We start from the raw sequence: 21,483 nt of genomic DNA, 5'->3' as shown, positions 1-21,483 counted from the left end.
TCGGAAGCTCCCAGGGCTGGAAGGCGCGGGCGCCAGGCCGGCCAGCGGATGTACCCGAAGAGCTGCTTGATCGGGGCCGTGAGATGGTGTTCGAGTTATGCGGCGTGGGTGTCGGTACCGCGCAGGATGTACAGGTCATCGCCGAACACTGCCGAGATCTGGAGTTGTCCGCCGAGGGCCTGCACATATCGGGCGATGACCTCCACGGTGGACACTTCACCGCGTTCGATCTGGGAGATGCGGCTCTTGGTCACTCCCATCAGGTCAGCGACCTCGGTCTGTGACAGGCCCAGGCTCTTGCGCCGTTCGGCAAGCCGGTAACCATCGATGTAGGCCTGATTGCGCCGCCGGGCCTCAGCCACGGCCTCCTCGCCGCCGGAGGTGGCCACGATGTCGGCGCGGACATCATTCCATTTGGGAAAATTCGTCATCGGTCCTTCTCCTCCGCCTCGCGTTCCGTCACGTACTCCAGGTACAGCTCTTCGGCGCGGGGGATGGCCCGCCGATACCAGCCCGACCAGTCGCCGGACTTGTCCCCGCCGACCAGCAGGATGGCCGACCGCCACGGATCGAACACGAACAAGATCCGAATCTCGGAGCGCCCTGCCGAGCCGGGACGCAGTTCCTTCAGGTTGTGGACCTGGGCGCCCTCCAATTTGTCGACCAGCGGGCGGCCCAGGCTCGGACCGGCTTCGGCCAGTCGGTCGATGGCATCGACGACCTGCACCCGGGATCGCTCGTCCAGGGCGTCGATCCAGGCCAGGATCTCGTCGGTGACGCGGATCTCCCGCTCCTCCACGTCCAGAAGTGTAGCAAATCCTCTACCCAGGGCGAGGTCGTACCGAGGCTGAATCACTGACGGACGCACGCGCCCTGACGGCGGCCTTGCCGCGTAAACGCAAACCGCGGGGCCGCGGTTGCGTACCCGCCATGTGCTGGGCCCAAGCGACTCTTGGAGATGGCGGACGCATCAACATCACTCGCGACTACTTCTGGTTCGCCTTAAGGGGAACCTGCGACGGTGCCGCCGCCCGGGTGTCCGTCCCGCAGGGCTGGCACGACCCGCGCACCGGTGCCGACCCCCGCCTGCCCGACGGCCTCCAGTCTGACCGTCCGCCACGGAGCGGTGGTTACGCCCGGCCGCCGACCAGGAGCGCGGCGGTCGCCTGCGCCGGGCGTTCCGGTCGCCTGCCGGAGGCGGCGGTTGCGTTCGGAAGTCCGCCCCCGCTGGGTCGTCAGGGGGTGGGGGACAGGAGGTTCTGGAGGGCTTGGGCTTGGCGGATGATGCGGGAGGTGCCGGGGCGGGCGGCCAGGGCGGTGACGGCGGGGATGGCGCCGCGGGCTCCGGTGCAGCGGGCCAGCGTGACCGCCAGGGTCACCAGCCCGGTCTGGGCGGACGTCGGACGATCACCCGGCGCGGGGAGCAGCGACGGCAGCGCCGCCACGACCGCGTGCCACATCGCCTCGTGAGCGCCGTTGGCGGCCTCGGCCTCCAGCAGGTCGACCACGGCACGCAGCGGGACCTCCTCCCGCAGCACCCGCCGGGCCAGCTCGGCGCCGAACTCGGCGGCCGGTAAGTCTCCGGTGGCGGCCAGCCGGCGCAGCGCCAGGAACGCCTCCGCAGGGTCGGCGCCGAGCCATGGGACGGGCATCACCCGGTGCGCCAGCAGCACGGCGAACGCGGCCCCCGCGGGCCCGCCGGCCCCGGCGAGCTCGCCCAGCATCGAGGACGGCAGCACCCCGTCGCCGTAGCCGAGCGGCTGGTGCGGGACGAGATGGGCGGCCACCACCTCCCGGTGCGAGGGCAGCACCGAGGGCCACCAGCCGAGGAACGCGCCGAGATGCCCGTCGGTCACGACGTTGACGTGCGGCGGCGGCGCGGCCAGCATCTCGTCGGCCAGCGGCAGCCCGGCCGGGTGGGCGGTCACGGTCACGGTCATCCACACCCGCGACCCCAGCCCGTCGTCCGCCCCGGACCACGCCACCCGCACGTCGGGATCGCGCAAGGGCTCGCCGGAGCCGTGCGCGCCGGCTGCGGGAGCGGGGGAGCGTACGGCGCCGTGGGCGGAAGGGCCGTCATGGGAGCGGGCGGCCAGCCAGTGGGCGGCCCGGCGGCCGTGCGGGGAGCGGAGGGCGGCGGCCCGCGCGGCCACCGTGGGGTCGACGTGCCGGGGGAGGCGCAGGAGGGCCTGTTCGAAGTCGGCGGGCAGCGGGGTGGCTCCGGCAGCCTCCAGCTCGGACAGGCGCGCCACCAGCTCGGCCGGGTCGAGATGGCCGGTGGAGACGGTGGGGGTGGCCAGGAGGAGCGGCGGCAGGGCGCCGGCTTCGAGGGCGGCGAGGATCTCGGCATGCCTGCGGATGATGAAGCGGTCCATGGGGCTGACGCGCTGGTCGAAGGGCAGCGGCCGGGCCGCCGTCCCGGGGGCGGTCAGCTCGGTGGCGAGGGCGACCATCCACTCCCGCTGGGTGCGCCAGCGCCTCCCGTACAGCGGCTCGACGAGCGGGGCGAGGGCCGCGCGCAGGCCGTCGCGGTCTTCGGCGGCGAGGCGGACGAAGGCGGCCAGGGCGCGTTCGCCCGCCCGCCATCCGTCCTGGAGGAAGAGGCCGGCGAGGTGCCGGGCGGTGCGGGGCGGCGCCTCGGCGGGAGCGGGCGACGGTGGGACGGGCAGCTTTCGGGGGACGAACGCGGGCTGCGTGGCAGCGGGCGTGCGCGGCTGCTCCTCGACCGGCTCACCGCCGAAGACCGCGACGAGCCGGTTGTGCAGGTCGTCGTCCAGCGGGCCGGCGGCCTCGCTCAGCGTGGCGGCGCCGAGCGGGGTGAAGTGGCGGGCGTGCCGGACGGCCAGGCGCACCGCCTTCTCCTGTACGGAGCGCGAGCGGTGGCCGAACGTCAGCGTCAGCGCCGGGGCCAGGGCGTCGGCCAGCTGGGGGGAGTCGCGCAGGACGGCGGCGAGCCAGGCCAGGGCGGCGCTGACCAGGCCGGTCTCGCCCCGGAACAGCAGCCCTTCGAAGCCCTCGGCGATGTCGGCCGGGCCGAGAGTGGTGAGCCGGCGCAGGTGCCTCATCGCCAGCTCGGCGATCGGGCCAGGCGCGGTCGGCAGGATGCGCAGGTAGGCGATCGCGGCCCCCTCGACCTCGGCCTCGGTGGGGGAGAGGGATTCGTGGAGCCGGGCGAAGAAGCGCAGGTCGTGAGCGTCGCCGCCGAGCAGGAAGCGGCGGCGGCAGCCGTCGAGCAGCAGGTCGCGGCTCACCACGCCGTCATGCGCCAGCGTGCGCAGGGCGGTGAGCCACGACAGCGGGCCGTGCTGCTGGTCGCGCAGCGCCCGGCCGACGCCCTGCGCCGTGAACAGGCGTGGCAGCAGGTGGGGCAGCAGAGGGTCGGTGCGGAGGCTGCCCGGCCTGGCGTCGCGGGACACGTAACCGACCACCAGGGGATCGTGGTCGGGCGGGGCGGCGCCGGTGGCGCGCAGCAGCGCCAGGGCCAGGGCCAGGTTGCGGTCGCCGTCACGGTCACGCCCGGACCGGCCGCCGCGGCGCCGGGGGCGGACCCGGAGGGCGAGCCGCACGGCGACGTCGGCCTGCCACTCGGGCGGGCGGGCGGCGATCACGTCCAGGAGGGGACGGTGATCGGCGATCACGGGGAAGCCGTTCAGGTCCCAGCGGTCGAAGTCGCGCCGGTTGATCCAGGCGACCGCGGCGGCCGGGCTCAGCACGCCCGCGCCCGCGAGCCGCATCGGCTCGATCCAGCCCTGGTCGGCGTCCGTCTCGAAGTCGAAGTCGTCCTCGTCCTCCCAGGGCTCCAGGAAACGAGGGGAGGGGGCGCCCGGCCCGGTGCCCTGGAGGTGGCGCGGGGCGTCATCCTGCCGGGGCTCCTGGAAAAGGGGGGAGGAGTCGCCCAGCCAGACGCCCTGGGGGCGGGGCGAGAGGTCGTCGTGCCCGGGGGCCTGGAGGTGCGACGGGCGGTTGTAGTGCCACAGCTCCTGGAAGAAGGTGGAGAGGGCTGCGGGCTCGTGACGGGAGGAGGTCCGGCCGGCGCGGCGGGCGGCCTCGGCCTTCCGCGCGTCGTCGCGGGCGACCTGTATGTGATCGGGGAGCTCGCGGGCCACCAGGCGGCGGGCGGCGTCGTCGAAGGCGGCCACGGCGGCGACCGTGCCCGGGACGTCACCTGCGTCGATGAGGCGGCGCAGCGCGTCCCAGGTGGTCTCGTGCGGTGCCATCGCGATCTCCATGCCGGGAGGATGGCAGGGCGCACCGACATTTCTAGGGCAGGATCGAGTCCACGTACCCGCCGTCCACGCGGACCGCCGCGCCCGTGGTGGCCGAGGCGAACGGCGAGCTCAGGTAGACGACCAGGTTGGCGATCTCCTCGGGCTCGATGAGGCGCTGCAGGAGCGACTGCGGCCGGTGCTCGCGCATGAAGGCCCGCTGCGCCTCCTCCCACGGCAGGTCGCGGTCGACGAGCTGGTAGACGAAGTCCTCCACGCCGCCGGTGCGGGTGGGCCCGGCGATCACCGAGTTGACCGTGACGCCGCTGCCCGCCGCCTCCTTGGCGTAGCCGCGTGACACCGCCAGCAGCGCCGTCTTGGTCATGCCGTAGTGGATCATCTCGGCGGGGATGACGACGGCGGAGTCGCTGGCGATGTACTGGATCCGGCCCCAGGACCGCTCCCGCATGCCCGGCAGGTACGCGCGCGTCAGGCGGACCGCGGCCAGCACGTTGACCTCGAAGTAGCGGCGCCACTCGGCGTCGGTGATGTCGAGCGCGGGCTGCGCGCCGAAGATGCCCAGGTTGTTGACCAGGATGTCGACGTGCGGCAGGTCCCGCAGCACCCGGGCGGCGCCGTCGTCGGTGGCCAGGTCGCCGGGGGCGGCCAGCAGCGCGGCGTCCGGGTGCCCGGCGCGGAGGCGGCCGAGCGCCGACTCGACGGACGCCTCGGAACGCCCGTTGACCGCGACGGTCGCCCCGGCGGCGGCCAGGCCGGTGGCGATGGCGGCGCCGATGCCCTGGGTGGAGCCGGTGACCAGCGCGGTCTTGCCGGTGAGGTCGATGTGCATGTGATGCCCCCTGATCGGTCTGCCTCGTCCATTGTCGGCGGACGACGGGGGAAAGCGGGTCAGGCGGGGCCGCGCCGCCAGAGGCGTTCGCCGTCGTCGAAGCGGCCGGTGGGGACGAGGCCGGCGCGGCGCGCCACGGCGGCGGAGGCCGTGTGGTCCGGGTGGATGTGCGCCTCGACGGTGCTGACGCCGCGCTCGTCGAGCCAGTCGACCAGGGCGCGGGCGGCCTCCGACGCGTAGCCGCGGCCCTGCCACCGCTCGCCCACCACCCAGGCGATCTCGGCCCGCCGCCCCTCGTGCGTGATCGTCGCCTGGACGTAGCCGATCGCCTGTCCTTCCACCCTGACGATCCAGTTGCGCCACTCCTGGCCGGGCGGGCCGCCGGCGACCTGGCGGGCATAGCGGGCGCGGAGTTCCTCCAGGGTGGGCGCGGAGCCGCCGATGAACGCGTAGAGGTCGCCGCCGAGCACGTCGACCATCTCGTCGGCGTCGGCGACAGTCAGGGGGACGAGCGTTACTCGCCCCGAAATTTCCGTCATATCGCATCATCTTGCCTGGGTGGGCCCGGCAGCGCGCGGCTCACTGATTGTGAGGCTTCAGTGACTTACTGTGCTGAGGGGGATTTGTACTCGATGCACAGGGGGACCGATGTCACGCCGAAGGACCCTGCTCGCGCTCGCCGTCGCCGGCACGGCCTGGACCGTGCCGCCCGTGCCACCCGCGCACGCGGCGCCCGAGCCCGCGCCGCCGGCCGAGGCGTCGCCGGTGATGGACCCGGAACGCGCGGTGGACTACTGGACTGCCAGGAAGCAGTCCAAGGCGGACGCCGCCGAGCTGCCGGAGGCCATGGTGCTGCCGGACCGGCGGCCGCGCGAGCGTCCGGCGCTACCGGGACGCGCCGGGCGGCCGCTCAGCGTGCCGCAGGCCGACCGGCTCACTCCGGGCGCCGACGCCAACGGCTACGGCCAGATGCGCAGGCCCTACACCAAGGCCGCCAACAGCCGGGCCACCGGCCGCCTGTTCTTCCTGGACGCCGACGGCACCCGCCGCTCGTGCAGCGGCGCCGTGGTGAACTCCGCCGCCAAGGTCCTGCTGGCCACCGCCGCGCACTGCGTGTACGGGGTGTCCAAGCGGACCGGCCGGGGCCGGTGGTCGTCCAACCTGGCGTTCGTCCCCGCGTACGACGGCCTCGGCAAGACGTCCGCCGAGCGGGCGCCGTACGGGGTGTGGGGCGCGAAGCGGGTCTGGAAGCCGCGCGCCTTCACCGGCGCCGGCCGGTGGGACTGGGACTCCATCTACGACCTCGCGCTGATCGAGGTCGGGCGGCAGGGTGACCGGACCCTCCAGGGCACGGTGGGCGCTTACACGCCGATGCGCAACGAGGGCGGCCGCTACACCGTCGCCACGCTCGGCTACCCGAGCGACGAGCCGTACGACGGCACCCGCCAGCTGTGGTGCCTGGGCCGGACGCGGGCCTGGCCGGGCTACGCGCGCCCGGACCGCAGGGTGGCGGGCCGCATCTACACCGCCAACTGCCACCTGTTCGGTGGCAACAGCGGCGGGCCGTGGCTCGACAGGGCCAGCGGACTGCTGCTCGGGGTGCTGACCTCGGGCGCGGCCGACGCGTCCAGGGCCGGCTACGCGGTCGCCAACCCGTTCGGCCGCGCCAGCTACGGCGCGCTGGTGCGGGGGGCGGACCCCGGCGGCGTGTACGACGCGCTCTCGGTCAGGGGGTCGGTCAGCGGCACCCGGGTGACCGCGGTGGTGACGATCCGCGGGCTGGCGGCGGCCGCGAACGTGCCGGTGACGTTCGCGCTGCCGCACGGCGTGAGCCTGGCGCCGGGCTCACGCTGCCGGGCGAGCGGGCGGCGGGTGACCTGTATGGCCGCCGTCGTCCGTCCCGGCGTCCCCGTCAAGGTGTCCTTCCCGGTCCGCGGCGTGGCCGGGGAGCGGGCGTCGTACCGGGTGAGCGTGCCCGTCACGCGGCTGGACCCGGACCGGCGCGACAACGCGCACGTATTCACGCCGAGCTCCCGCAGGTAGCCGAGCTCCCGCAGGTAAAGGCGCACGGCGGTGATGGCAAAGGATGGCGTGTCGGCCGGGCGGGCACGCCGTCCCGGCTGGCAGGGTCGACGGCGCCGCGACGAGCCGGGAGGGCCAGATGCGACGTGCCGGGGATGGGGAGCAGTTCGACCGGCTGCTCTCCGCAGCGAGGGCCTACTGGGGCAGGCGCCCCGCCGGGCCGGGGAGCTGCGTGGTCGCCGAGGCCATGCACCAGGACATCCGCGTGATCGTCCGCAATCTGCTGCTCGCGAACGCGCTGTGCGACCTCACCTGCGCCAGGCTGGTGGTGCTCGTCGGCACCGACCGCGACTGGAGCCGGACGCTGTGGGACGACTACGACGTCGAGCGGGTGCGGCGGCTGGCCGAGGCGTTCGGCGCGGCCGAGGTCGTCGACGTGCACGAGCTGGCCGACCGGCGGCTCGCCGACGAGGGCGGCACGCCCGCCGCCGGGATCGATCCGGCGGCGCTGGACGCCGTGGAGAAGGCCACGCTGATCCGGCTCGACCTGGTGCCCCGGCTGCCGTACGCCGAGGAGGAGCACCACCGCGCCCGCCGCGCCCGCGCGCGCGCCTTCTCCGCCGTCTACGACCGCCTGTTCGCCGAGCTCACGCCCGCCGCCCTGGTCACCAGTCACGTCGACTACGACCAGTGGGGGCTCGCCGTCGAGACCGCCATGCGCCGGGACGTCCCCGTCGTGCACGCCCAGAGCACCGGGTCGCTGAAGGCGTACGCCCTCTTCCCCGGCGAGGGGAGCGGCCGGGGCGGCTTCCGCGAGGAGCTGACCCGCCGGATCGCCGCCTACTTCGACGAGCACGTCTGGGCGAACCGCGAGCTCATTAGGCCCGGCGCCGAGCTGGTGGCCTGGCGCGCCAAGGGCAACCTGGGCAGGCCGAGCTGGTGGCGGGCCGGCAACGTGAGCTCGTTCGAGGTCCGTACCGAGACCGAGCGCCGCCAGCTCCGGCGGCACGCCTGCGACCGGCTCGGCATCGAGCCGGACCGGCCGATCTTCACCGTGTTCAACCACGCCGTGTCCGACGCGGTCGGGAGCAACCGCGAGGTGTTCGGCGACCTGGCCGAGTGGTTCGAGGAGACCGCGGAGTTCGCCGCCGCGGAGGAGTCGGTGAGCTGGCTCCTCCTCGACCACCCCAGCCAGGCCCGCTACGACGTCACCGGGCACTTCGAGTCCGTGGCCGCCCGTTACGCGGGCCGCCCGCACCTGGCGTTCGCGCCGAGCACGGACCTGTCGAAGAACATGCTGTGGAGCTTGACCGACGCCGGCGTCACCGTGCGCGGCAGCATCTCCAGCGAGCTGCCCGCCTTCGGCATCCCCGTCATCCAGGCGGGCTGGTCGGAGTGGAGCGGCTGCGGCCTGTCCGACGTGGCCGAGACGCGGGCCGACTACTGGCGGCTGCTCGCCGACGCCGTCGCCCGGCACGCCAAGGGCGAGTCGACGCTGGGGCCGGAGCAGCGCGAGCGGGCCCGGCTGTGGCTGTGGCTCTACCGGTGCGGCGCCGACGTGTCCTCGCCGCTGCTGCCGCACTGGGAGCTGGGCGACGGCGAGGAGTACCTGCGGGCGCTGGCCGTCAGCATGCGGCACGTCGAACGCGACGGCGACCCGCTGCACTGCGCGGTGCGCCGCATGTGGGAGCGGCGCGAGCCGCTGCTCAGCCGGTTCGACTTCCGGGACCAAGCGGGGCTGGCCGCGGCCCTGACCGCATCGAGGAGCACATCATGACCACGACATCCCTGCCCGGCGCCGCCACGTCCCTCGACGAGGAGATCGTCGCGCTGTCCCCGCCGGTCGAGGTGTTCAGCGGGCGGGCGGCGGCGCTGCAGGTGGCCGATCAGCTGCATCGCGGTGAGCAGATCGTGGGCCGCTTCGAGCGTTCCGGGCTGGCCGGGTTCAAGGTCGCCGCGCGTGGGCGGCGGTTGCGCGTCAAGGTGTCGCTGGCCGTGGACGCCATGTCCATGCCGGGCTGGCACCTGCCGGACGCGCAGGGCAGGGCGGCGACGCGGCCCCGGCTCATCCAGGTCCGCTCGCAGGGGCGGCTGCGCCAGTGCGTGCTGCTCAAGGGCGGCAGCGGCATCCGCAGCGCCCAGGCCACCTTCGACCTGCTGCCCGACGAGGTGCCCGACGACGGGCTGGTGTGCGTGGAGGCGCTCGACATCACCGAGGGCCCCGGCGTCGACGCCGAGGTGCGCGAAGCGGTGGCGGAAGCGGTCATGGCGGGCGGCACCGCCGGGCTGCGCATCGACGGCGTCGCGTTCGAGGAGGGCAGCGAGGAGGGCCGTGAGGATGGCGGCGCCCGCGGCGGTGAGACGCTCGACGGCGCCCGCTGCGAGGTCCTGTCGCTGATCAGCTCGGGCGGCCTGGCCAACCCGAACCGGCGCGGCCCCCGGACGATCCGCACCGGCCTGTTCGTGGTCAACCCCGTGCCGCCCGGCGTCTTCGGCTCGGGCGGGCGCCTGACGATCCGGCTCGGCAGCCGGGCCGACACCACTCTGCGCCCCGCCACCGCCCGCGACCGCGCGCTGATGCGGCGGGCCGTCCGCCGGGCGGGCGGCGAGGCCCGGCGGCTGCGTCACGCCGCCCGCGAGGTCTTCTGCTCGGCGGCGCCGGCCGTGACCCGGATCCTCAGCGTCCAGGACGGCGGCCTGCCCATGCCCACCCGGACCACGGCGGGCAACACGCTGGAGCTCGACCTGCCGGCCCCGGCCACCTCGCCCGTGCTCGTCTTCGTCGACCCGGGCGAGTGCGCGCTGCCCACCCTCGTCTCAGCTACCTGGACCCCCTGAAAGGCTCTCGGCCAGCAGGCTGAGCAGCGGCTCCCGGCGCACGCACCGCTCCAGCGCGAACGAGTCGGCCAGCGCCGTCACCTCGTCGTCGCCGAGGCCCCTGAACAGCTCGGCGTACTCCGGCAGCAGCGCCTGCGCGATGAGGATGTGCCTGATGAGGTCGTCGGTCTGGTAGCGGGCGCCCCACGGGTAGGGGGTCCAGCCGGGGAACTCGGTCTCCACCATGGCGTGCAGCGGGCCGACGACGTCCGCCGACTCCTCCATGGTCGAGCCCCACCGGTCCGCGCCCAGCCGCGCCTTCTTCGCGATGAACGGCCCGAACCGCTCCAGGTACGGCCCCGCCGCGCTGACCAGCCCCTGCAACCCCACGTCCTTGTACGTCCACAGCGCCCAGCCGGCCTCGTGCCTGTCATAGATCTCCAACTGGTCACGCAGGATCCGGTACCGCTCGGCGTCACGCTCCGGGTCCCCCGTGTAGACGGGCCCGAACTCGCCCACCCACAGCGGCGTCCCCGTCTCCCGCTGGAACCGCGATCGCCGCTCGAAGGTCCGCTCCAGCTCGTCCCGGTCGCACCACTCGCCGCGGGTGTAGCCCGGGTAGCCGCCGCCGTGCGCGAACCCGGCCAGCGCGTAGTCATGGCAGACGAACACGGTGTTCTCGTACACCTCTCGGAAGATCGAGAAGTCCGTCGAGTACGTGTTGCCGTCCAGGAAGAGCACGTGCCGGGGATCGGCCGCGCGCACCGCCTTGACCAGCCGGTCGTAGAACGGGCCGACGACCTTGCCGCTCGGGTCGCCCGGCTCGTTGACCGGGTTGTACCCGGCGACCCAGGGATGGTCGCGGTAGTGGTCGGCGAGGGCCTCCCACAGGTTCACCACCCGGTCCTGGAAGTGCCGGTGCTGCCAGAACGCGGCGATGTGGGTGGGGTTGTCGGAGTGCCAGTGCTGGTTCTGCGAGCCCGGCAGCGCGTGCAGGTCGATCACGCTGTAGATGCCGTGCTCGCCGAGCAGCCCGATGACCCGGTCGAGGTGGTGGAACCCGTACTCGATGATCTCGAAGGGCCGGTCGTCCGACTCGAAATGGTGGTAGTTGACCGGGATGCGCACGCAGTTCATGCCCAGCCCGGCCAGCAGCGCCGCGTCCCGCTCGGTGAAGAACGAGGTGAGCAGCCGGTCGAAGAAGAGCGCGGCCCGATCCTCGCCCAGCACCTGCCTGACCGAGGCGCGCATCGACGACTCGTTGGCCGGGTAGCCGGTGATGAAGTTCTCCATGTTCATCCAGCCGCCCAGCCCGACGCCGCGCAGCCGTACGGGCTGGTTCTCGGCCGTGAGGAGCCGCGTTCCGGAGACGTGCAGCATGGTCAGCCTTTCGTAGCTCCTGCGGTGAGACCGCCGATGAGGTGGCGCTCGGCGACGGCGTAGAAGCCGAGCGCGGGCACCATGGCCAGCACCAGGTAGGCGAGGATGCGGGAGGTGTCGGAGCTGTACTGGCCCTGGAACTGCTGGATGCCGAGGGGCAGCGTCCAGCTCGACTCGTCGCTGAAGACCACCAGCGGCAGCATGAAGTTGTTCCAGCTCCCGACGATCGCCAGCACCGAGACCGTGGCCATCGCGGGCCTGGCCATCGGCAGCAGGATGCGCCAGAAGAAGGCGAACGAGCTGCAGCCGTCGAGCGTGGCCGCCTCCTCGATCTCGCCCGGGATGCTCCGGAAGAAGCCGCGCAGGATGATGATCGTCAGCGGCAGCCCGAAGGCCGACTGGACGAGGATCACGCCCCACGCGTTGTCGATCAGGCCGAGCGTGCGCAGCATGACGAAGATCGGCAGGATGGCCACCGCGAACGGGAACATCAGCCCGGCCGTGAAGAGCGTGAACAGCAGCTCCCTGCCCCGGAAGGCGAACCGGGCGAAGACGAACGCCGCCATCGCCGACAGCGACACCGTGACGACCGTGGTGAGCACCGCGATGAACGTACTGTTCCACATCTGGCGCCAGAACGACCCCGCGGCCAGCACCTCGGTGTAGTTGCCGGTCTGCCACGGGCTGGGCAGGCCGAACGGATTGGTCGAGAGCTGGCTGGTGTCCTTGAAGCCGCCGATCAGCGCGTACACGATCGGGATCAGGATGAACGCGCCGACGATCCAGGCGATCGCGTGCAGAGGCAGGGTGGTGCGCTTCAACGGGTGTCTCCCATGGCGGTGGTCGCGCCCTCCATGTCGCGGCGCATCACGAACCGCTGATATCCCAGGGCGAAGACGAGGCTGAGTGCGAACATCACGACGCTGATCGCGCTGGCGTAACCCACCTGGGAGCGGCCGAAGCCGAGGTCGAACATGGTGACGGCGAGCGTCTCGGTCGAGTGCGCCGGGCCGCCCTCGGTGAGGATCCAGACCAGGTCGAACAGCTGGACGGTGTAGATGACCGACAGGAACACGCTGATCCGGATCGTCGGCCCGAGCAGCGGCAGCGTGACGTGCCGGAAGACCTCCCAGCCGGTGGCGCCGTCGATCCTGGCGGCCTCCAGCAGCTCGTTCGGGATGTTCTGCCGGCCGGCCAGGTAGATCATCATGTGGAAGCCGAAGTACTTCCAGGTCATGACGATGAACAGCGACATGAGCGCGGTGTCCTGGTTCGCCAGGAACTCCGACTCCAGCCCGACCAGCCCGAGTATCCCGTTGGCCAGCCCCGAGGTGGGCGACAGGATCAGCGAGAACAGCACGCCGGTGATGACCTCGGACAGCACGTACGGCGCGAAGAACACCAGCCGGTAGATCGCCCGGCCGCGGATCCGCTGGTTGAGCAGCATGGCGATGCCCAGCGCCAGCGGTAGCTGGATCACCAGGCAGAGCAGCACCAGGACCAGCAGGTGCCACATGTCGGTCAGGAAGATGTCCGAGGCGAACAGCCGGGTGAAGTTGTCGAAGCCGATGAAGTCGGTGGGGAGCCCGCCGAACCCGTTCCACTTGAAGCCGCTGGCGTAGACGGCCACCAGGATCGGCGCCACCACCAGCAGCAGGAAGAGGACGAGGGCCGGCAGGACGAACAGGGCTATCGTCACCCAGCTCCGCCGCTTTCCCCGCGTCGGGCGGGCGTGAGCCGGAAGCCGACCGGCTTCCGGCTTACGGGTGATCGTCGTCATTCGCTCTTTGCCACTTCGGTGATGTCCTGGGCCACCTGCTCCGGGGTCTTGGCGCCGGCGAACAGCTCGGCGACGCTGTCGTTGACCTCGGCGCCGACCGCGGGCGGGTAGGCCTGGTCCAGGTAGAGCTGGAAGCCCGTCGCGTTCGCCAGGGAGTCGGCGACGATCTTGAGGTTGGCGTCCTTGACCGCGCTCTCCTCGCCCTTGAGCACCGGGAGCACCGCGTTCTCCGCGACGGCCTTGGTGTGGTTCTCCTCACTCGTGAGGAACTTCAGCAGCTCGATCGCCTCCGGCGGCGCGTCGGCGCCCACGGCCATGCCGCCACCGCCGCCGAACGCCTCGCCGATCGCGCCCTTGCCGCCCTCGACCGCCGGGAACGGGAAGAAGCCGAGGTCCTCGCCGAGGCCCTTGCCGGAGTCGTTCTGCACGTTGGGCGCCCACTGGCCCATCAGCTCCATCGCGGCCTTGCCGTTGGAGACGGCGGCCGACTGGCCGTCGGGGGTGGAGTAGGCGGCGCCGAGGAAGCCCTTCTGGAACGGCTGCAGGTCCACCAGTGCCTTGAGCTGCTGCCCGGCCTGGACGAACTCGGGCTTGGTGAAGTCGTGGTCGACCCCCGCCTGCTGGAGCGCGGGCAGTCCGGCGATGCGCATGGCCAGGTAGGCCCAGTAGTAGTGGCCCGGCCACTTCTCCTTGCCGGCCAGCGCGATCGGCGTGATGCCGGCGGCCTTGAGCTTCTTGACCGCGTCGAGGTAGGCCGTCCAGGTGGCGGGCGGCTCGGCGATGCCGGCCTTCTCGAAGAGCTTCTTGTTGTACCAGAACCCGACCATGCCGATGTCCGTCGGGAGCGCGTACGTCTTCCCGTCGATCTGGTAGGCGGCCATGGCGGCGGGGGTGAACGTGTCGAGCACCGGGGCCACGTCGGCTGAGATGTCCTTGACCAGGCCGGCGTCGACCTGCTGCCTGAGCACGCCGCCGCCCCAGGTGGCGAACAGGTCGGGAGCCTTGCCGGACTGGGTGAGCGTGGTGACCTTGGCCTTGTACGCCTCGTTCTCCAGGACCGTCATCTTGATGGTGACGTTCGGGTTGGCGGCCTGGAACTCCTTGGCGCGCTTCTCGTAGACCGTCTTGAGCGGGTCGGCGGTCGACAGGTGCCACCACTCCAGCGTGACCTTCTGCGGCGCGCCGCCCTCGGACTGGGGCTGCGGTGCCTCGCCGCCTCCGCAGCCCGCGACGAGCATGACTGCCGCGAGCAAGGTGAGCGTTCGTCTCATTTCAGGGGTGCCCTTCATTAGCGAACGAAAATTTCGTGAACCCCCCGATATTTTCGATGTCCGGAGCATAGGTAAACGCCGTGTTACGCGTCAATAGGCGTGCTGGGAGCGATCCCACTACCCTCGTAACCCCGTATTCCGAAACTTTCGGCTAAACTTCTGATCTATGTCTGCGAAGAGGCGGGTGACGATCGCCCTGATAGCCGAGGAGGCCGGGGTCTCGATCCCCACGGTGTCCAAGGTCATCAACGGTCGTCCCGAGGTCGCGCCCGCGACCCGGCACCGCGTCGAACGGCTGCTCCACAAGCACGGCTACCAGCGGCGCATCAGCCAGGACGACACCCCGGCCGGGCTGATCGACCTGGTGTTCGCCGAGGTGGAGTCGCCCTGGGCCATGGAGATCGTGCGCGGCGCCGAGTCCGCCGCCCACGAGGCCGGCGCCAGCGTCGTCATCTCGGTCCTGCACACCCACGCCGGGCCCGGCCGCGACTGGCTGGACCGGCTCGCCGGGCGGCGCACCGACGGCGTGGTCATCGTCGCCTCCCGCCTGTCGGCCGGGGTCCAGGACCAGCTCGCCGCCCGCTCGCTGCCGTTCGTCGTGGTCGACCCGGACGGCGAGCCGGCCCCCGGCGTCGTGTCCGTAGGCGCCACCAACTGGAACGGCGGCCTGGCCGCCACCAGGCACCTGCTGGAGCTCGGCCACCGGCGCATCGGCATGATCAGTGGGCCCGCCGACATGCTGTGCAGCCAGGCCAGGATCGACGGTTACCGCGCCGCCCTGGAGACCGCCGGAGTGCCGCCCGCGCCCGAGCTCATCCGCCGCGGCACCTTCCTCGTCGACTCCGGCCACGACCAGGGGCACGCCCTGCTGGCCCTCGACGAGCCGCCGACGGCCATCTTCGCCGGCTCCGACCTGATGGCGTTCGGCGTCTTCGAGGCCGCCCGGCAGCGCGGCCTGCGCGTCCCGCAGGACCTCAGCGTCGTCGGCTTCGACGACCTGCCGCTGTCGGAGTCCGCCTGGCCGCCGCTGACCACCGTCCGCCAGCCGCTGCAGGAGATGGCCGCCCTGGCCACCCGCACGGTCCTGGCCATGCGCCGGGGCGAGTCGCCGGAGGCCCGGCGCGTCGAGCTCGCCACCGAGCTCATCGTCCGGGAGAGCACCGCCGCCGTGTAGACCGCGCGGCGTCCGTCGCTGCCCGCGCTGCCCGGCGTTTCGGCGCTGGGGCGGCGGGCAGCCGCACAGGCATGATGCGTGACCTCGTCAACGGCGCCGCCTGCGGCACGCTGGCCACCGTCGCGATGAGCGGCGTCATGGTGGCGGGCGAGAAGGCCGGGCTGATGCGCGGCCAGCCGCCCAAGCACATCGCCCGCGGCCTGCTGCCCGGCGGCAAGCGCCGCAGCAAGCCCGGCGAGGGGGTCCTCGGCGCCGTGGCCCACCTCGGCTTCGGCGCGGGCGCGGGCGCCGCCTTCGGGCTGCTGTCACGCGGCCGGAGCCACCGCGCCCCGCTCGCCGTCGGCTACGCGCTGGCGATCTGGGTCGTCAGCTACTCCGGCTGGGCGCCTCGGCTGAGCCAGTTGCCGCCCATCGGCCGCGACGACCCCGGGCGTCCCGCCGTGATGGCCGCCGCTCACGTCGTGTACGGGGTCACGCTCGCCTTCCTGCTCGACCGCCTGGCCCGCCGCCGGGCCGAGCCGGTCCGCGTACCCCAGGCGGCGGCCCCGCCCGTCCCTGTGGTTGCCCGTTGACTTTATCTCTGCAGATATTCAATAGAGGTATCGTCAAGTCAATAAGGGGCGCCGATGGCCATCACCGCCTTGGCGGCTACGGGCGCTGTCGGCCCTGTGGCGCGGCGACATGGAGACGGACGCGTGGGCGCTGGTCGGCTTCGCCGGAGTCCTGATGCAGAACATCGTCTTCACCGCGGCGGAGGCGCTCAGGTTCGGGGCGGTCTCGGCCGCCGTCCATGACCGCGGTTCGGTGGCGGGCCTGTGGAGGCTGACCGATGCGCTGATCTGCTTCAACCAGATCTTCCTGGGCATGGCGATCCTGGGCTTCACCGCCGCCGGCGCCGCCCTCGGGGTCATTCCCGCCTGGCATGCCTGGCTGGGTTATCTGACCGCCGCTCTGATGGCCGTCTTCTCCTCGGCGACTCCGTACACCCTGGGCGGCACCGGCCGCTTCGCGCTGGCCGGCTTGGTCGCCGCGTTCGGGTGGGCGGCCTGGATCGTCTCCTACGGCATCGTGCTGCTGGGCGGCTGATCTCACGGGGCGCCGGCCGGGCGGCTCAGCAGTTCGCGGGCCAGCGCCTCGCCCCACCAGCGCTCGATCCGGTCGGGCGTCCAGGAGCGTTCGGTGAGCAGAGTGGTGTAGACGTCGATGTTGCACAGGGCGGCGTAGATGTCGATGGCGGTGGCTACGTCCAGTCCGGGGCGCAGCGTGCCGTCCGGCCAGGAGGAGAACACCTGGGCGCGGTGCTCGCCGACCTGTCGCCGGCCCAGCAGGTAGAAGTCCGCGAGCTCCGGCTCGGTACGGCCCGCCTCGCGCATCAGGGCGATGAGGTCGCCCGCGCGCTCGAAGAGACGCCGGTCGTAGCCGGCCATGGCGGCCAGGTGTCGCCTGGGGTCGGTGGTGGCCTCCAGCTCGTCGATCGTCCGGGGCAGGCCCGCGGCCAGGTCCGCGGCGTCGGCCAGGGCCCGGACCAGCCCCGCCTTGTTCTGGTAGGCCGCGTACACGGTCGGAACGGAGACCCCGGCCTCCCTGGCCACGTCGCGCACGGTGGTCGCCGCCCATCCCCGTGACACGAACAGCCGGCGCGCGGCGTCGGCGATCTCCGCTCGCGTCCGCTGGGCCTGCGTCACGCGGCGCAGTGAGTTGTAGCGACGACGCCCTGTCTCGTTCTCCATGATTGCATCTGGTCTTTCCGTGGCTTACATTCAATATATGCGCCGTAAAATCAACTGGTGGTCACCGTGACCATCACCAGTCTGTCGGGTGCGGCAGGCATGGGATTCGTCCTGCTCGCGATCGTCATCAACGTCCTCTACGTCCGCGCCGGACTCCCGCTGCCCACCTCCGGCCAGTCCTTGGACGCGGCCACCGACGCGCTGGCAGGCGTCGGCAAGCGGATCGCCGCGCCCTCGGTGTTCGCGCCGGTCAGCTGGCTGTTCACCACGCTGTTCGCCGCCGGGCTGCTCGCCGTGCTCTGGCGCGGTGACCAGGTCGGCAGCAACATCTGGGCCCTGGCCGGGTTCGCCGGCGTCCTCATGCAGAACGCCACCTTCATGGTGGTCGAGTCGCTGCGGTTCGGGGCGACCGCGGCCGCCCGGCATCACCGCGGCTCGGTGGCCGGACTGTGGGCGTTCGGCAACGTGCTGTTCGGGTTCAACCAGGTCTTCCTGGCCATCGCGGTGCTCGGCTTCACCGCCGCCGGAGCGAGTCTCGCGTTCATCCCCGCCTGGCACGCGTGGCTGGGCTGGATCAGCGCGGCCCTGCTGTTCCTCTCCTCCACGGCCGCCCCGTACAACGCCGAGGGCGCCCACCGCATCGCGGTGACGGGCCTGCTGGGCTGGCTCGGCTGGGCCGCCTGGATCGTCGTCTACAGCATCGCCCTGCTGAACATCTGAGGAAGGAGCAAGCACGTGATACTTGTGACCGGGGCCACCGGCCGGACAGGCAGGCGCGTCGTGCACGAACTGACCGCGGCGGGAGCGGCGGTGCGGGCGCTCACCAGGCGTCCCGGCGAGGCCCGGCTGCCCGGCGGAGCCGTGGCCGTGCCCGGCGATCTCCGGGTGCCGGAGTCCGTCGAGCCGGCGTTCGAGGGGGTGGACGTGGCCTACCTGTTCCCCGTGCCCGGGTGGCCCGTCGCCGACCTGCTGGCGCTCGCGCGGAAGGCCGGCGTGCGCCGGATCGTCCTGCTGTCCTCGGCGGCGCTGCCCGGCGGGCCCAGCCTGATCGAGCGGCAGCATCGGGCCCATGAGGACGCCGTACGCGCCTCCGGCCTGCCCTGGACGTTCGTCCGGCCGACCGCGTTCATGGCCGACGACCTGTCATGGGCGCCCGCGATCCGTGCCGGGGACACGGTGCACAACGCCTTCCCCGACGCCTCGCTGGCCCCGGTCGACGAACACGACGTCGCCGCGGTCGTCGCCGCCGCTTCGCTGGACGACGACCGCGCGGGTCACACGTACGAGCTGTCCGGGCCCGAACCGCTGACCACCGTCGAACGGGTGGCGATCCTCGGCGAGGTCCTCGGACGGGACCTGGGCTTCACCGAGCTGTCCCCGCAGGAGCTCCGCACCGCCCTCGCCGCCGACCACCCGCCCGCGATCGCGGACGCCATGGTCGGCGTCCTGGCCGCCGCCACCGCCACGACCGCCCCGATCCTTCCAGGGGTGCACCAGGCCACCGGCCGCCCGCCGCGCACGTACGCCGAGTGGGCCGCCAGACACGCCGACCACTTCCGGCCCGACCGATGACCGGCGCTTCCGATCCCCCGCGGGCATCTCCTGACCACCCGGGGCCGCAAGAGCGGCCGCCTGCGCACCCAGCCGGTGGCGATCGTCGAACTCGAGGGCAGGCGCTGCCTGGTCGCCCCCTATGGGACGGTTTCCTGGGTGCTCAACGCCCGAGCCGCAGGAAAGGTGATCCTGCGCCGCCGGTGCACCACGCGCGCCTACGCCGTCCGGGAGCTCGCGTCCGTGGAGGCCGGACCTGTCCTGAAGCGTTACGCGAGCTTCCCGGCGCCCACCCGATCGGCCTTCCAGGCCACCAAGGACTCCTCGGTGGAGGACTTCATCGCCGAGGCCGGACGCCACCCGGTGTTCGAGCTCACCCCGCTCGACTGCGACGACCCCTGGTCAACGCTGTAGCCCTTCGTCTACCTCGCAGGTAGACGAACGTCGGATTCGCTCACCCCGGTCGCCGCCGTACCCTGGCGAACGTGCAGGTGAGCAAACGGATCGAGACCGCCATGCCGGCCCTGGTCGGCGTGCTGGTGCTCGTCGTCTCGGCGGTGGCGGTCACCGGGGGCACCGCGTCCGGGTCGCCCGCGCTGCTGGGCGCGGCCGCCCTCAGGCCGGGCGGCGCGGCGGCGGTCGCCGTCCGCCTGTCCTGGTGGCCGCTCGCGATCATCGGCGCCGTGCTCTATCCGTGGCTGGTCATCTGGCCCCCGGTCGTCGTGGCGTCCTACTACGCGGGCACCGGGTGGCGCACCAGGCGCGAGCTCGGCGCCTACCTGGGCCTGGCCGCCGTCATGATGGCCGTGTCGGTGCTGGCCGGCCGGGCGAGCGGCGGCACCCGGGAGATGATCACCGCCACCCCCGCCAACGCCGCCCTCATGGCCGCCGCCATCGTCGGGCTGCCGCTGCTGCTCGGGCTGTGGGTCCGCGCCAAGCGCGAGGTGCTCGCCGCCGCGCGCGAGCGCGCCGACCGGCTCGAACGGGAGCAGGTCATGCGCGCCGACCAGGCCCGTGCCCAGGAGCGGGCCCGCATCGCCCGCGAGATGCACGACGTCGTCGCGCACCGCGTCTCGCTCATGGTGCTGCACGCCGGCGCGCTCGAAGTGGGCGCCGCCGACGAGCGCACCACCGGCACCGCCGCCATGATCGGCGACATCGGCAGGGAGGCGCTGACCAATCTGCGCGAGATCCTCGGCGTCCTGCGCGGCCCCGCCCAGCCCCCCGCCCTCGCCCCGCAGCCCACGCTCGACGACCTCGACCGCCTGCTCGACCAGTCGCGGGCCCTCGGCATCACGATCACCAAGCACGCCCACGGCGACGCCCGGCAACTCGCCGGCACCGTGGAGCGCACCGCCTACCGTGTCGTCCAGGAGGCACTGACCAACGTGCACAAACACGCCGCCGACGCCCACACCGCCGTCCACATCCGCTACCTGCCGGGCGAGCTCCAGGTCGAGGTCCGCAACGCCCCGCCACCGGGCGCGCGGCAGCCGCCGCCCGGCGCCGGCGAGCCGTTGCCGGGCGGCGGATGGGGGCTGGTCGGGCTGTGCGAGCGCGTCGAACTGCTCGGCGGCACGCTGCGCGCCGGGCCGCACGGTGACGGCGGCTTCGCCGTCACCGCCACCATCCCGGCGGAGACCCCCGCGTGACCCGCTCCCGCGCCGCCGACCGTGGGGTGGCCGCATGATCCGGGTGCTGGTGACCGATGACGAGGCCCTGGTCAGGTCCGGCCTCCGGATGATCCTTGAGGCGGCCGACGACATGGTGGTCGTCGGCGAGGCCCGTGACGGGGCCGAGGCCGTCACGGCCGTGACCCGCCTCAAACCGCACGTGGTCCTCATGGACGTACGGATGCCGGGAACGGACGGGCTGACCGCCGCCGCCCGCATTCTGGCCGCCCCCGGAGCACCCAAGCTGATCATGCTGACCACGTTCGACCTCGACGAGTACGTGCACGAGGCACTGCGGCTCGGCGCGGTCGGCTTCCTGCTGAAGGACACCCCGCCGCGCGACCTGATCGCCGCCGTGCGCACGGTCGCCGCCGGTCAGGCCATGCTGTCGCCGTCGGTCACCAAGCGGATCATCCACGCCTTCGTCGACAAGGCCCCCACCCGCGCCGAGGCGGCCCGCAAGCAGCTCGCCTCGCTGACCGGCCGCGAGGAAGAGGTGATCAGAGCGCTGGCCCGCGGCCTGTCCAACGCCGAGATCGCCCGCGAGCTGCGCCTGTCGGAGGCCACGGTGAAGGCCCACGTCAGCCGCGTGCTGGCCAAGCTCGGCCTGACCAACCGCGTCCAGGCTGCCATCCTGGTCCACGACGCCGACCTGTGACGTCGTAAGGTCGTGGTCTGTGACGGACTTGGAGCGGCATGCCGCACGATTGCGGGAGTTCGCGGCGGCGCGCGACTGGGAGCAGTTCCACACGCCCAAGAACCTCGCCATGGCCCTGTCGGGCGAGGTGGGCGAGCTGGTCGCCGAGTTCCAGTGGCTCACGCCCGAGGAGTCCCGCGCCCCCGACCCCGAGACGCTCGCCCGCATCACCGCCGAGCTCGGTGACGTGACCAACTACCTCGTGCGGCTGGCTGACGTCCTCGGCGTCGACCTGATGGCCGCGGCCGCCGCCAAACTCGACAGCGTCGAGCACCGCTACCCGGTCCACACCTACCGAGGCTCCGCCCGCAAGGCCCCACCCTCCCCATAACC

The 21,483-nt window shown here is 72.6% G+C and carries 22 protein-coding genes; 12 read left to right on the top strand and 10 right to left on the bottom strand.

Annotated features, from left to right (window positions below; all coding sequences use genetic code 11):
* Positions 1-95: 95 nt before the first annotated feature.
* From ADY59_RS20030 to ADY59_RS20010, 5 genes are all read right to left on the bottom strand, one after another.
* A complete protein-coding gene (locus ADY59_RS20030) occupies positions 96-431 on the bottom strand; it encodes a helix-turn-helix domain-containing protein (RefSeq protein ID WP_049564288.1) in 336 nt (111 codons plus the stop codon).
* Positions 428-799, bottom strand: coding sequence for a type II toxin-antitoxin system RelE/ParE family toxin (locus ADY59_RS20025; RefSeq protein WP_197093749.1), 372 nt, complete (start codon positions 797-799; stop codon positions 428-430). The genes ADY59_RS20030 and ADY59_RS20025 overlap by 4 nt, the downstream gene beginning before the upstream one ends.
* A 436-nt stretch (positions 800-1,235) precedes the next feature.
* Positions 1,236-4,229, bottom strand: a complete 2,994-nt coding sequence (locus tag ADY59_RS20020) for a DUF6493 family protein (RefSeq protein WP_049564286.1) — start codon at positions 4,227-4,229, stop codon at positions 1,236-1,238.
* A 31-nt stretch (positions 4,230-4,260) separates the two neighbouring features.
* On the bottom strand, positions 4,261-5,055 hold the full coding sequence (locus ADY59_RS20015; protein WP_049564285.1) for an SDR family NAD(P)-dependent oxidoreductase: 795 nt from the start codon (positions 5,053-5,055) through the stop codon (positions 4,261-4,263).
* A 59-nt stretch (positions 5,056-5,114) separates the two neighbouring features.
* Complete coding sequence (locus tag ADY59_RS20010) at positions 5,115-5,594, bottom strand: GNAT family N-acetyltransferase (RefSeq protein ID WP_049564283.1); 480 nt, start codon at positions 5,592-5,594, stop codon at positions 5,115-5,117.
* A 109-nt stretch (positions 5,595-5,703) separates the two neighbouring features.
* Here ADY59_RS20010 and ADY59_RS20005 point away from each other — a divergent pair, with 109 nt between their 5' ends.
* The 3 genes from ADY59_RS20005 (at position 5,704) to ADY59_RS19995 (ending at position 9,915) form a co-directional block, all read left to right on the top strand.
* Positions 5,704-7,098, top strand: a complete 1,395-nt coding sequence (locus ADY59_RS20005) for a trypsin-like serine peptidase (protein WP_049564281.1) — start codon at positions 5,704-5,706, stop codon at positions 7,096-7,098.
* A 118-nt stretch (positions 7,099-7,216) separates the two neighbouring features.
* Positions 7,217-8,854 carry a hypothetical protein gene (locus ADY59_RS20000; protein ID WP_049564279.1) on the top strand — a complete coding sequence of 546 codons (1,638 nt, stop codon included), beginning with the start codon at positions 7,217-7,219 and terminating at the stop codon, positions 8,852-8,854.
* Positions 8,851-9,915, top strand: a complete 1,065-nt coding sequence (locus tag ADY59_RS19995; protein ID WP_049564277.1) for a hypothetical protein — start codon at positions 8,851-8,853, stop codon at positions 9,913-9,915. The genes ADY59_RS20000 and ADY59_RS19995 overlap by 4 nt, the downstream gene beginning before the upstream one ends.
* Here ADY59_RS19995 and ADY59_RS19990 read toward each other — a convergent pair.
* The 4 genes from ADY59_RS19990 to ADY59_RS19975 all read right to left on the bottom strand — a co-directional run bounded on the left by ADY59_RS19990 (position 9,895) and on the right by ADY59_RS19975 (position 14,325).
* On the bottom strand, positions 9,895-11,274 hold the full coding sequence (locus ADY59_RS19990; RefSeq protein ID WP_049564275.1) for a glycoside hydrolase family 5 protein: 1,380 nt from the start codon (positions 11,272-11,274) through the stop codon (positions 9,895-9,897). The genes ADY59_RS19995 and ADY59_RS19990 overlap by 21 nt on opposite strands.
* A gap of 2 nt (positions 11,275-11,276) precedes the next feature.
* Positions 11,277-12,095 carry a carbohydrate ABC transporter permease gene (locus ADY59_RS19985; protein WP_049564273.1) on the bottom strand — a complete coding sequence of 273 codons (819 nt, stop codon included), beginning with the start codon at positions 12,093-12,095 and terminating at the stop codon, positions 11,277-11,279.
* Positions 12,092-12,973 (bottom strand): carbohydrate ABC transporter permease, encoded by an 882-nt coding sequence (locus ADY59_RS19980; protein ID WP_231618795.1) that lies wholly within the window; start codon positions 12,971-12,973, stop codon positions 12,092-12,094. Before ADY59_RS19980 ends, ADY59_RS19985 begins: the two co-directional genes overlap by 4 nt.
* A gap of 77 nt (positions 12,974-13,050) precedes the next feature.
* Complete coding sequence (locus ADY59_RS19975; protein WP_156325610.1) at positions 13,051-14,325, bottom strand: extracellular solute-binding protein; 1,275 nt, start codon at positions 14,323-14,325, stop codon at positions 13,051-13,053.
* Positions 14,326-14,491: 166 nt separating this feature from the next.
* Between ADY59_RS19975 and ADY59_RS19970 the strand changes: the two genes are divergently transcribed.
* From ADY59_RS19970 to ADY59_RS19960, 3 genes are all read left to right on the top strand, one after another.
* A complete protein-coding gene (locus ADY59_RS19970; RefSeq protein ID WP_049564267.1) occupies positions 14,492-15,499 on the top strand; it encodes a LacI family DNA-binding transcriptional regulator in 1,008 nt (335 codons plus the stop codon).
* 71 nt (positions 15,500-15,570) lie between these two features.
* On the top strand, positions 15,571-16,071 hold the full coding sequence (locus ADY59_RS19965; RefSeq protein WP_049564265.1) for a DUF6789 family protein: 501 nt from the start codon (positions 15,571-15,573) through the stop codon (positions 16,069-16,071).
* 109 nt (positions 16,072-16,180) lie between these two features.
* Positions 16,181-16,585 carry a hypothetical protein gene (locus tag ADY59_RS19960; protein ID WP_053174931.1) on the top strand — a complete coding sequence of 135 codons (405 nt, stop codon included), beginning with the start codon at positions 16,181-16,183 and terminating at the stop codon, positions 16,583-16,585.
* A gap of 2 nt (positions 16,586-16,587) precedes the next feature.
* Here the strand turns inward: ADY59_RS19960 and ADY59_RS19955 are convergent, their stop codons facing one another.
* Positions 16,588-17,229, bottom strand: a complete 642-nt coding sequence (locus tag ADY59_RS19955; protein ID WP_049564263.1) for a TetR/AcrR family transcriptional regulator — start codon at positions 17,227-17,229, stop codon at positions 16,588-16,590.
* Between the two features lie 66 nt (positions 17,230-17,295).
* Here ADY59_RS19955 and ADY59_RS19950 point away from each other — a divergent pair, with 66 nt between their 5' ends.
* The 6 genes from ADY59_RS19950 to ADY59_RS19925 all read left to right on the top strand — a co-directional run bounded on the left by ADY59_RS19950 (position 17,296) and on the right by ADY59_RS19925 (position 21,481).
* On the top strand, positions 17,296-17,949 hold the full coding sequence (locus tag ADY59_RS19950; RefSeq protein ID WP_156325609.1) for a hypothetical protein: 654 nt from the start codon (positions 17,296-17,298) through the stop codon (positions 17,947-17,949).
* A 15-nt stretch (positions 17,950-17,964) separates the two neighbouring features.
* Positions 17,965-18,801 (top strand): NAD(P)H-binding protein, encoded by an 837-nt coding sequence (locus ADY59_RS19945; RefSeq protein ID WP_063780715.1) that lies wholly within the window; start codon positions 17,965-17,967, stop codon positions 18,799-18,801.
* A 12-nt stretch (positions 18,802-18,813) separates the two neighbouring features.
* Positions 18,814-19,194 (top strand): nitroreductase/quinone reductase family protein, encoded by a 381-nt coding sequence (locus ADY59_RS19940; protein WP_049564261.1) that lies wholly within the window; start codon positions 18,814-18,816, stop codon positions 19,192-19,194.
* Between the two features lie 71 nt (positions 19,195-19,265).
* Positions 19,266-20,432, top strand: coding sequence for a sensor histidine kinase (locus ADY59_RS19935; RefSeq protein ID WP_231618793.1), 1,167 nt, complete (start codon positions 19,266-19,268; stop codon positions 20,430-20,432).
* Positions 20,433-20,466: 34 nt separating this feature from the next.
* Positions 20,467-21,111, top strand: a complete 645-nt coding sequence (locus ADY59_RS19930) for a response regulator (protein ID WP_049564259.1) — start codon at positions 20,467-20,469, stop codon at positions 21,109-21,111.
* 19 nt (positions 21,112-21,130) lie between these two features.
* The gene (locus tag ADY59_RS19925) at positions 21,131-21,481 is read left to right on the top strand and encodes a nucleotide pyrophosphohydrolase (RefSeq protein WP_082310248.1); all 351 of its coding nucleotides are present in this window, start codon (positions 21,131-21,133) and stop codon (positions 21,479-21,481) included.
* Positions 21,482-21,483 lie beyond the last annotated feature (2 nt).

The sequence above is a fragment of the Nonomuraea sp. SBT364 genome (genome assembly GCF_001083785.1).
Taxonomy (GTDB): Bacteria; Actinomycetota; Actinomycetes; order Streptosporangiales; family Streptosporangiaceae; genus Nonomuraea.
Note: the sequence above shows the minus strand (reverse complement) of the source record. Positions and strands in the feature narration are given on the sequence as shown.

Bases quoted from the DNA above. Each gene is read 5' to 3' on its own strand.
- ADY59_RS20020 (WP_049564286.1), bottom strand. From the start codon at position 4,229: ATGGAGATCGCGATGGCACCGCACGAGACCACCTGGGACGCGCTGCGC.
- ADY59_RS20000 (WP_049564279.1), top strand. From the start codon at position 7,217: ATGCGACGTGCCGGGGATGGGGAGCAGTTCGACCGGCTGCTCTCCGCA.
- ADY59_RS19960 (WP_053174931.1), top strand. From the start codon at position 16,181: ATGGAGACGGACGCGTGGGCGCTGGTCGGCTTCGCCGGAGTCCTGATG.
- ADY59_RS19930 (WP_049564259.1), top strand. From the start codon at position 20,467: ATGATCCGGGTGCTGGTGACCGATGACGAGGCCCTGGTCAGGTCCGGC.
- ADY59_RS20005 (WP_049564281.1), top strand. From the start codon at position 5,704: ATGTCACGCCGAAGGACCCTGCTCGCGCTCGCCGTCGCCGGCACGGCC.
- ADY59_RS20015 (WP_049564285.1), bottom strand. From the start codon at position 5,055: ATGCACATCGACCTCACCGGCAAGACCGCGCTGGTCACCGGCTCCACC.
- ADY59_RS19995 (WP_049564277.1), top strand. From the start codon at position 8,851: ATGACCACGACATCCCTGCCCGGCGCCGCCACGTCCCTCGACGAGGAG.
- ADY59_RS19990 (WP_049564275.1), bottom strand. From the start codon at position 11,274: ATGCTGCACGTCTCCGGAACGCGGCTCCTCACGGCCGAGAACCAGCCC.
- ADY59_RS19970 (WP_049564267.1), top strand. From the start codon at position 14,492: ATGTCTGCGAAGAGGCGGGTGACGATCGCCCTGATAGCCGAGGAGGCC.
- ADY59_RS19955 (WP_049564263.1), bottom strand. From the start codon at position 17,229: ATGGAGAACGAGACAGGGCGTCGTCGCTACAACTCACTGCGCCGCGTG.
- ADY59_RS20010 (WP_049564283.1), bottom strand. From the start codon at position 5,594: ATGACGGAAATTTCGGGGCGAGTAACGCTCGTCCCCCTGACTGTCGCC.
- ADY59_RS19965 (WP_049564265.1), top strand. From the start codon at position 15,571: ATGATGCGTGACCTCGTCAACGGCGCCGCCTGCGGCACGCTGGCCACC.
- ADY59_RS19975 (WP_156325610.1), bottom strand. From the start codon at position 14,325: ATGAGACGAACGCTCACCTTGCTCGCGGCAGTCATGCTCGTCGCGGGC.
- ADY59_RS20030 (WP_049564288.1), bottom strand. From the start codon at position 431: ATGACGAATTTTCCCAAATGGAATGATGTCCGCGCCGACATCGTGGCC.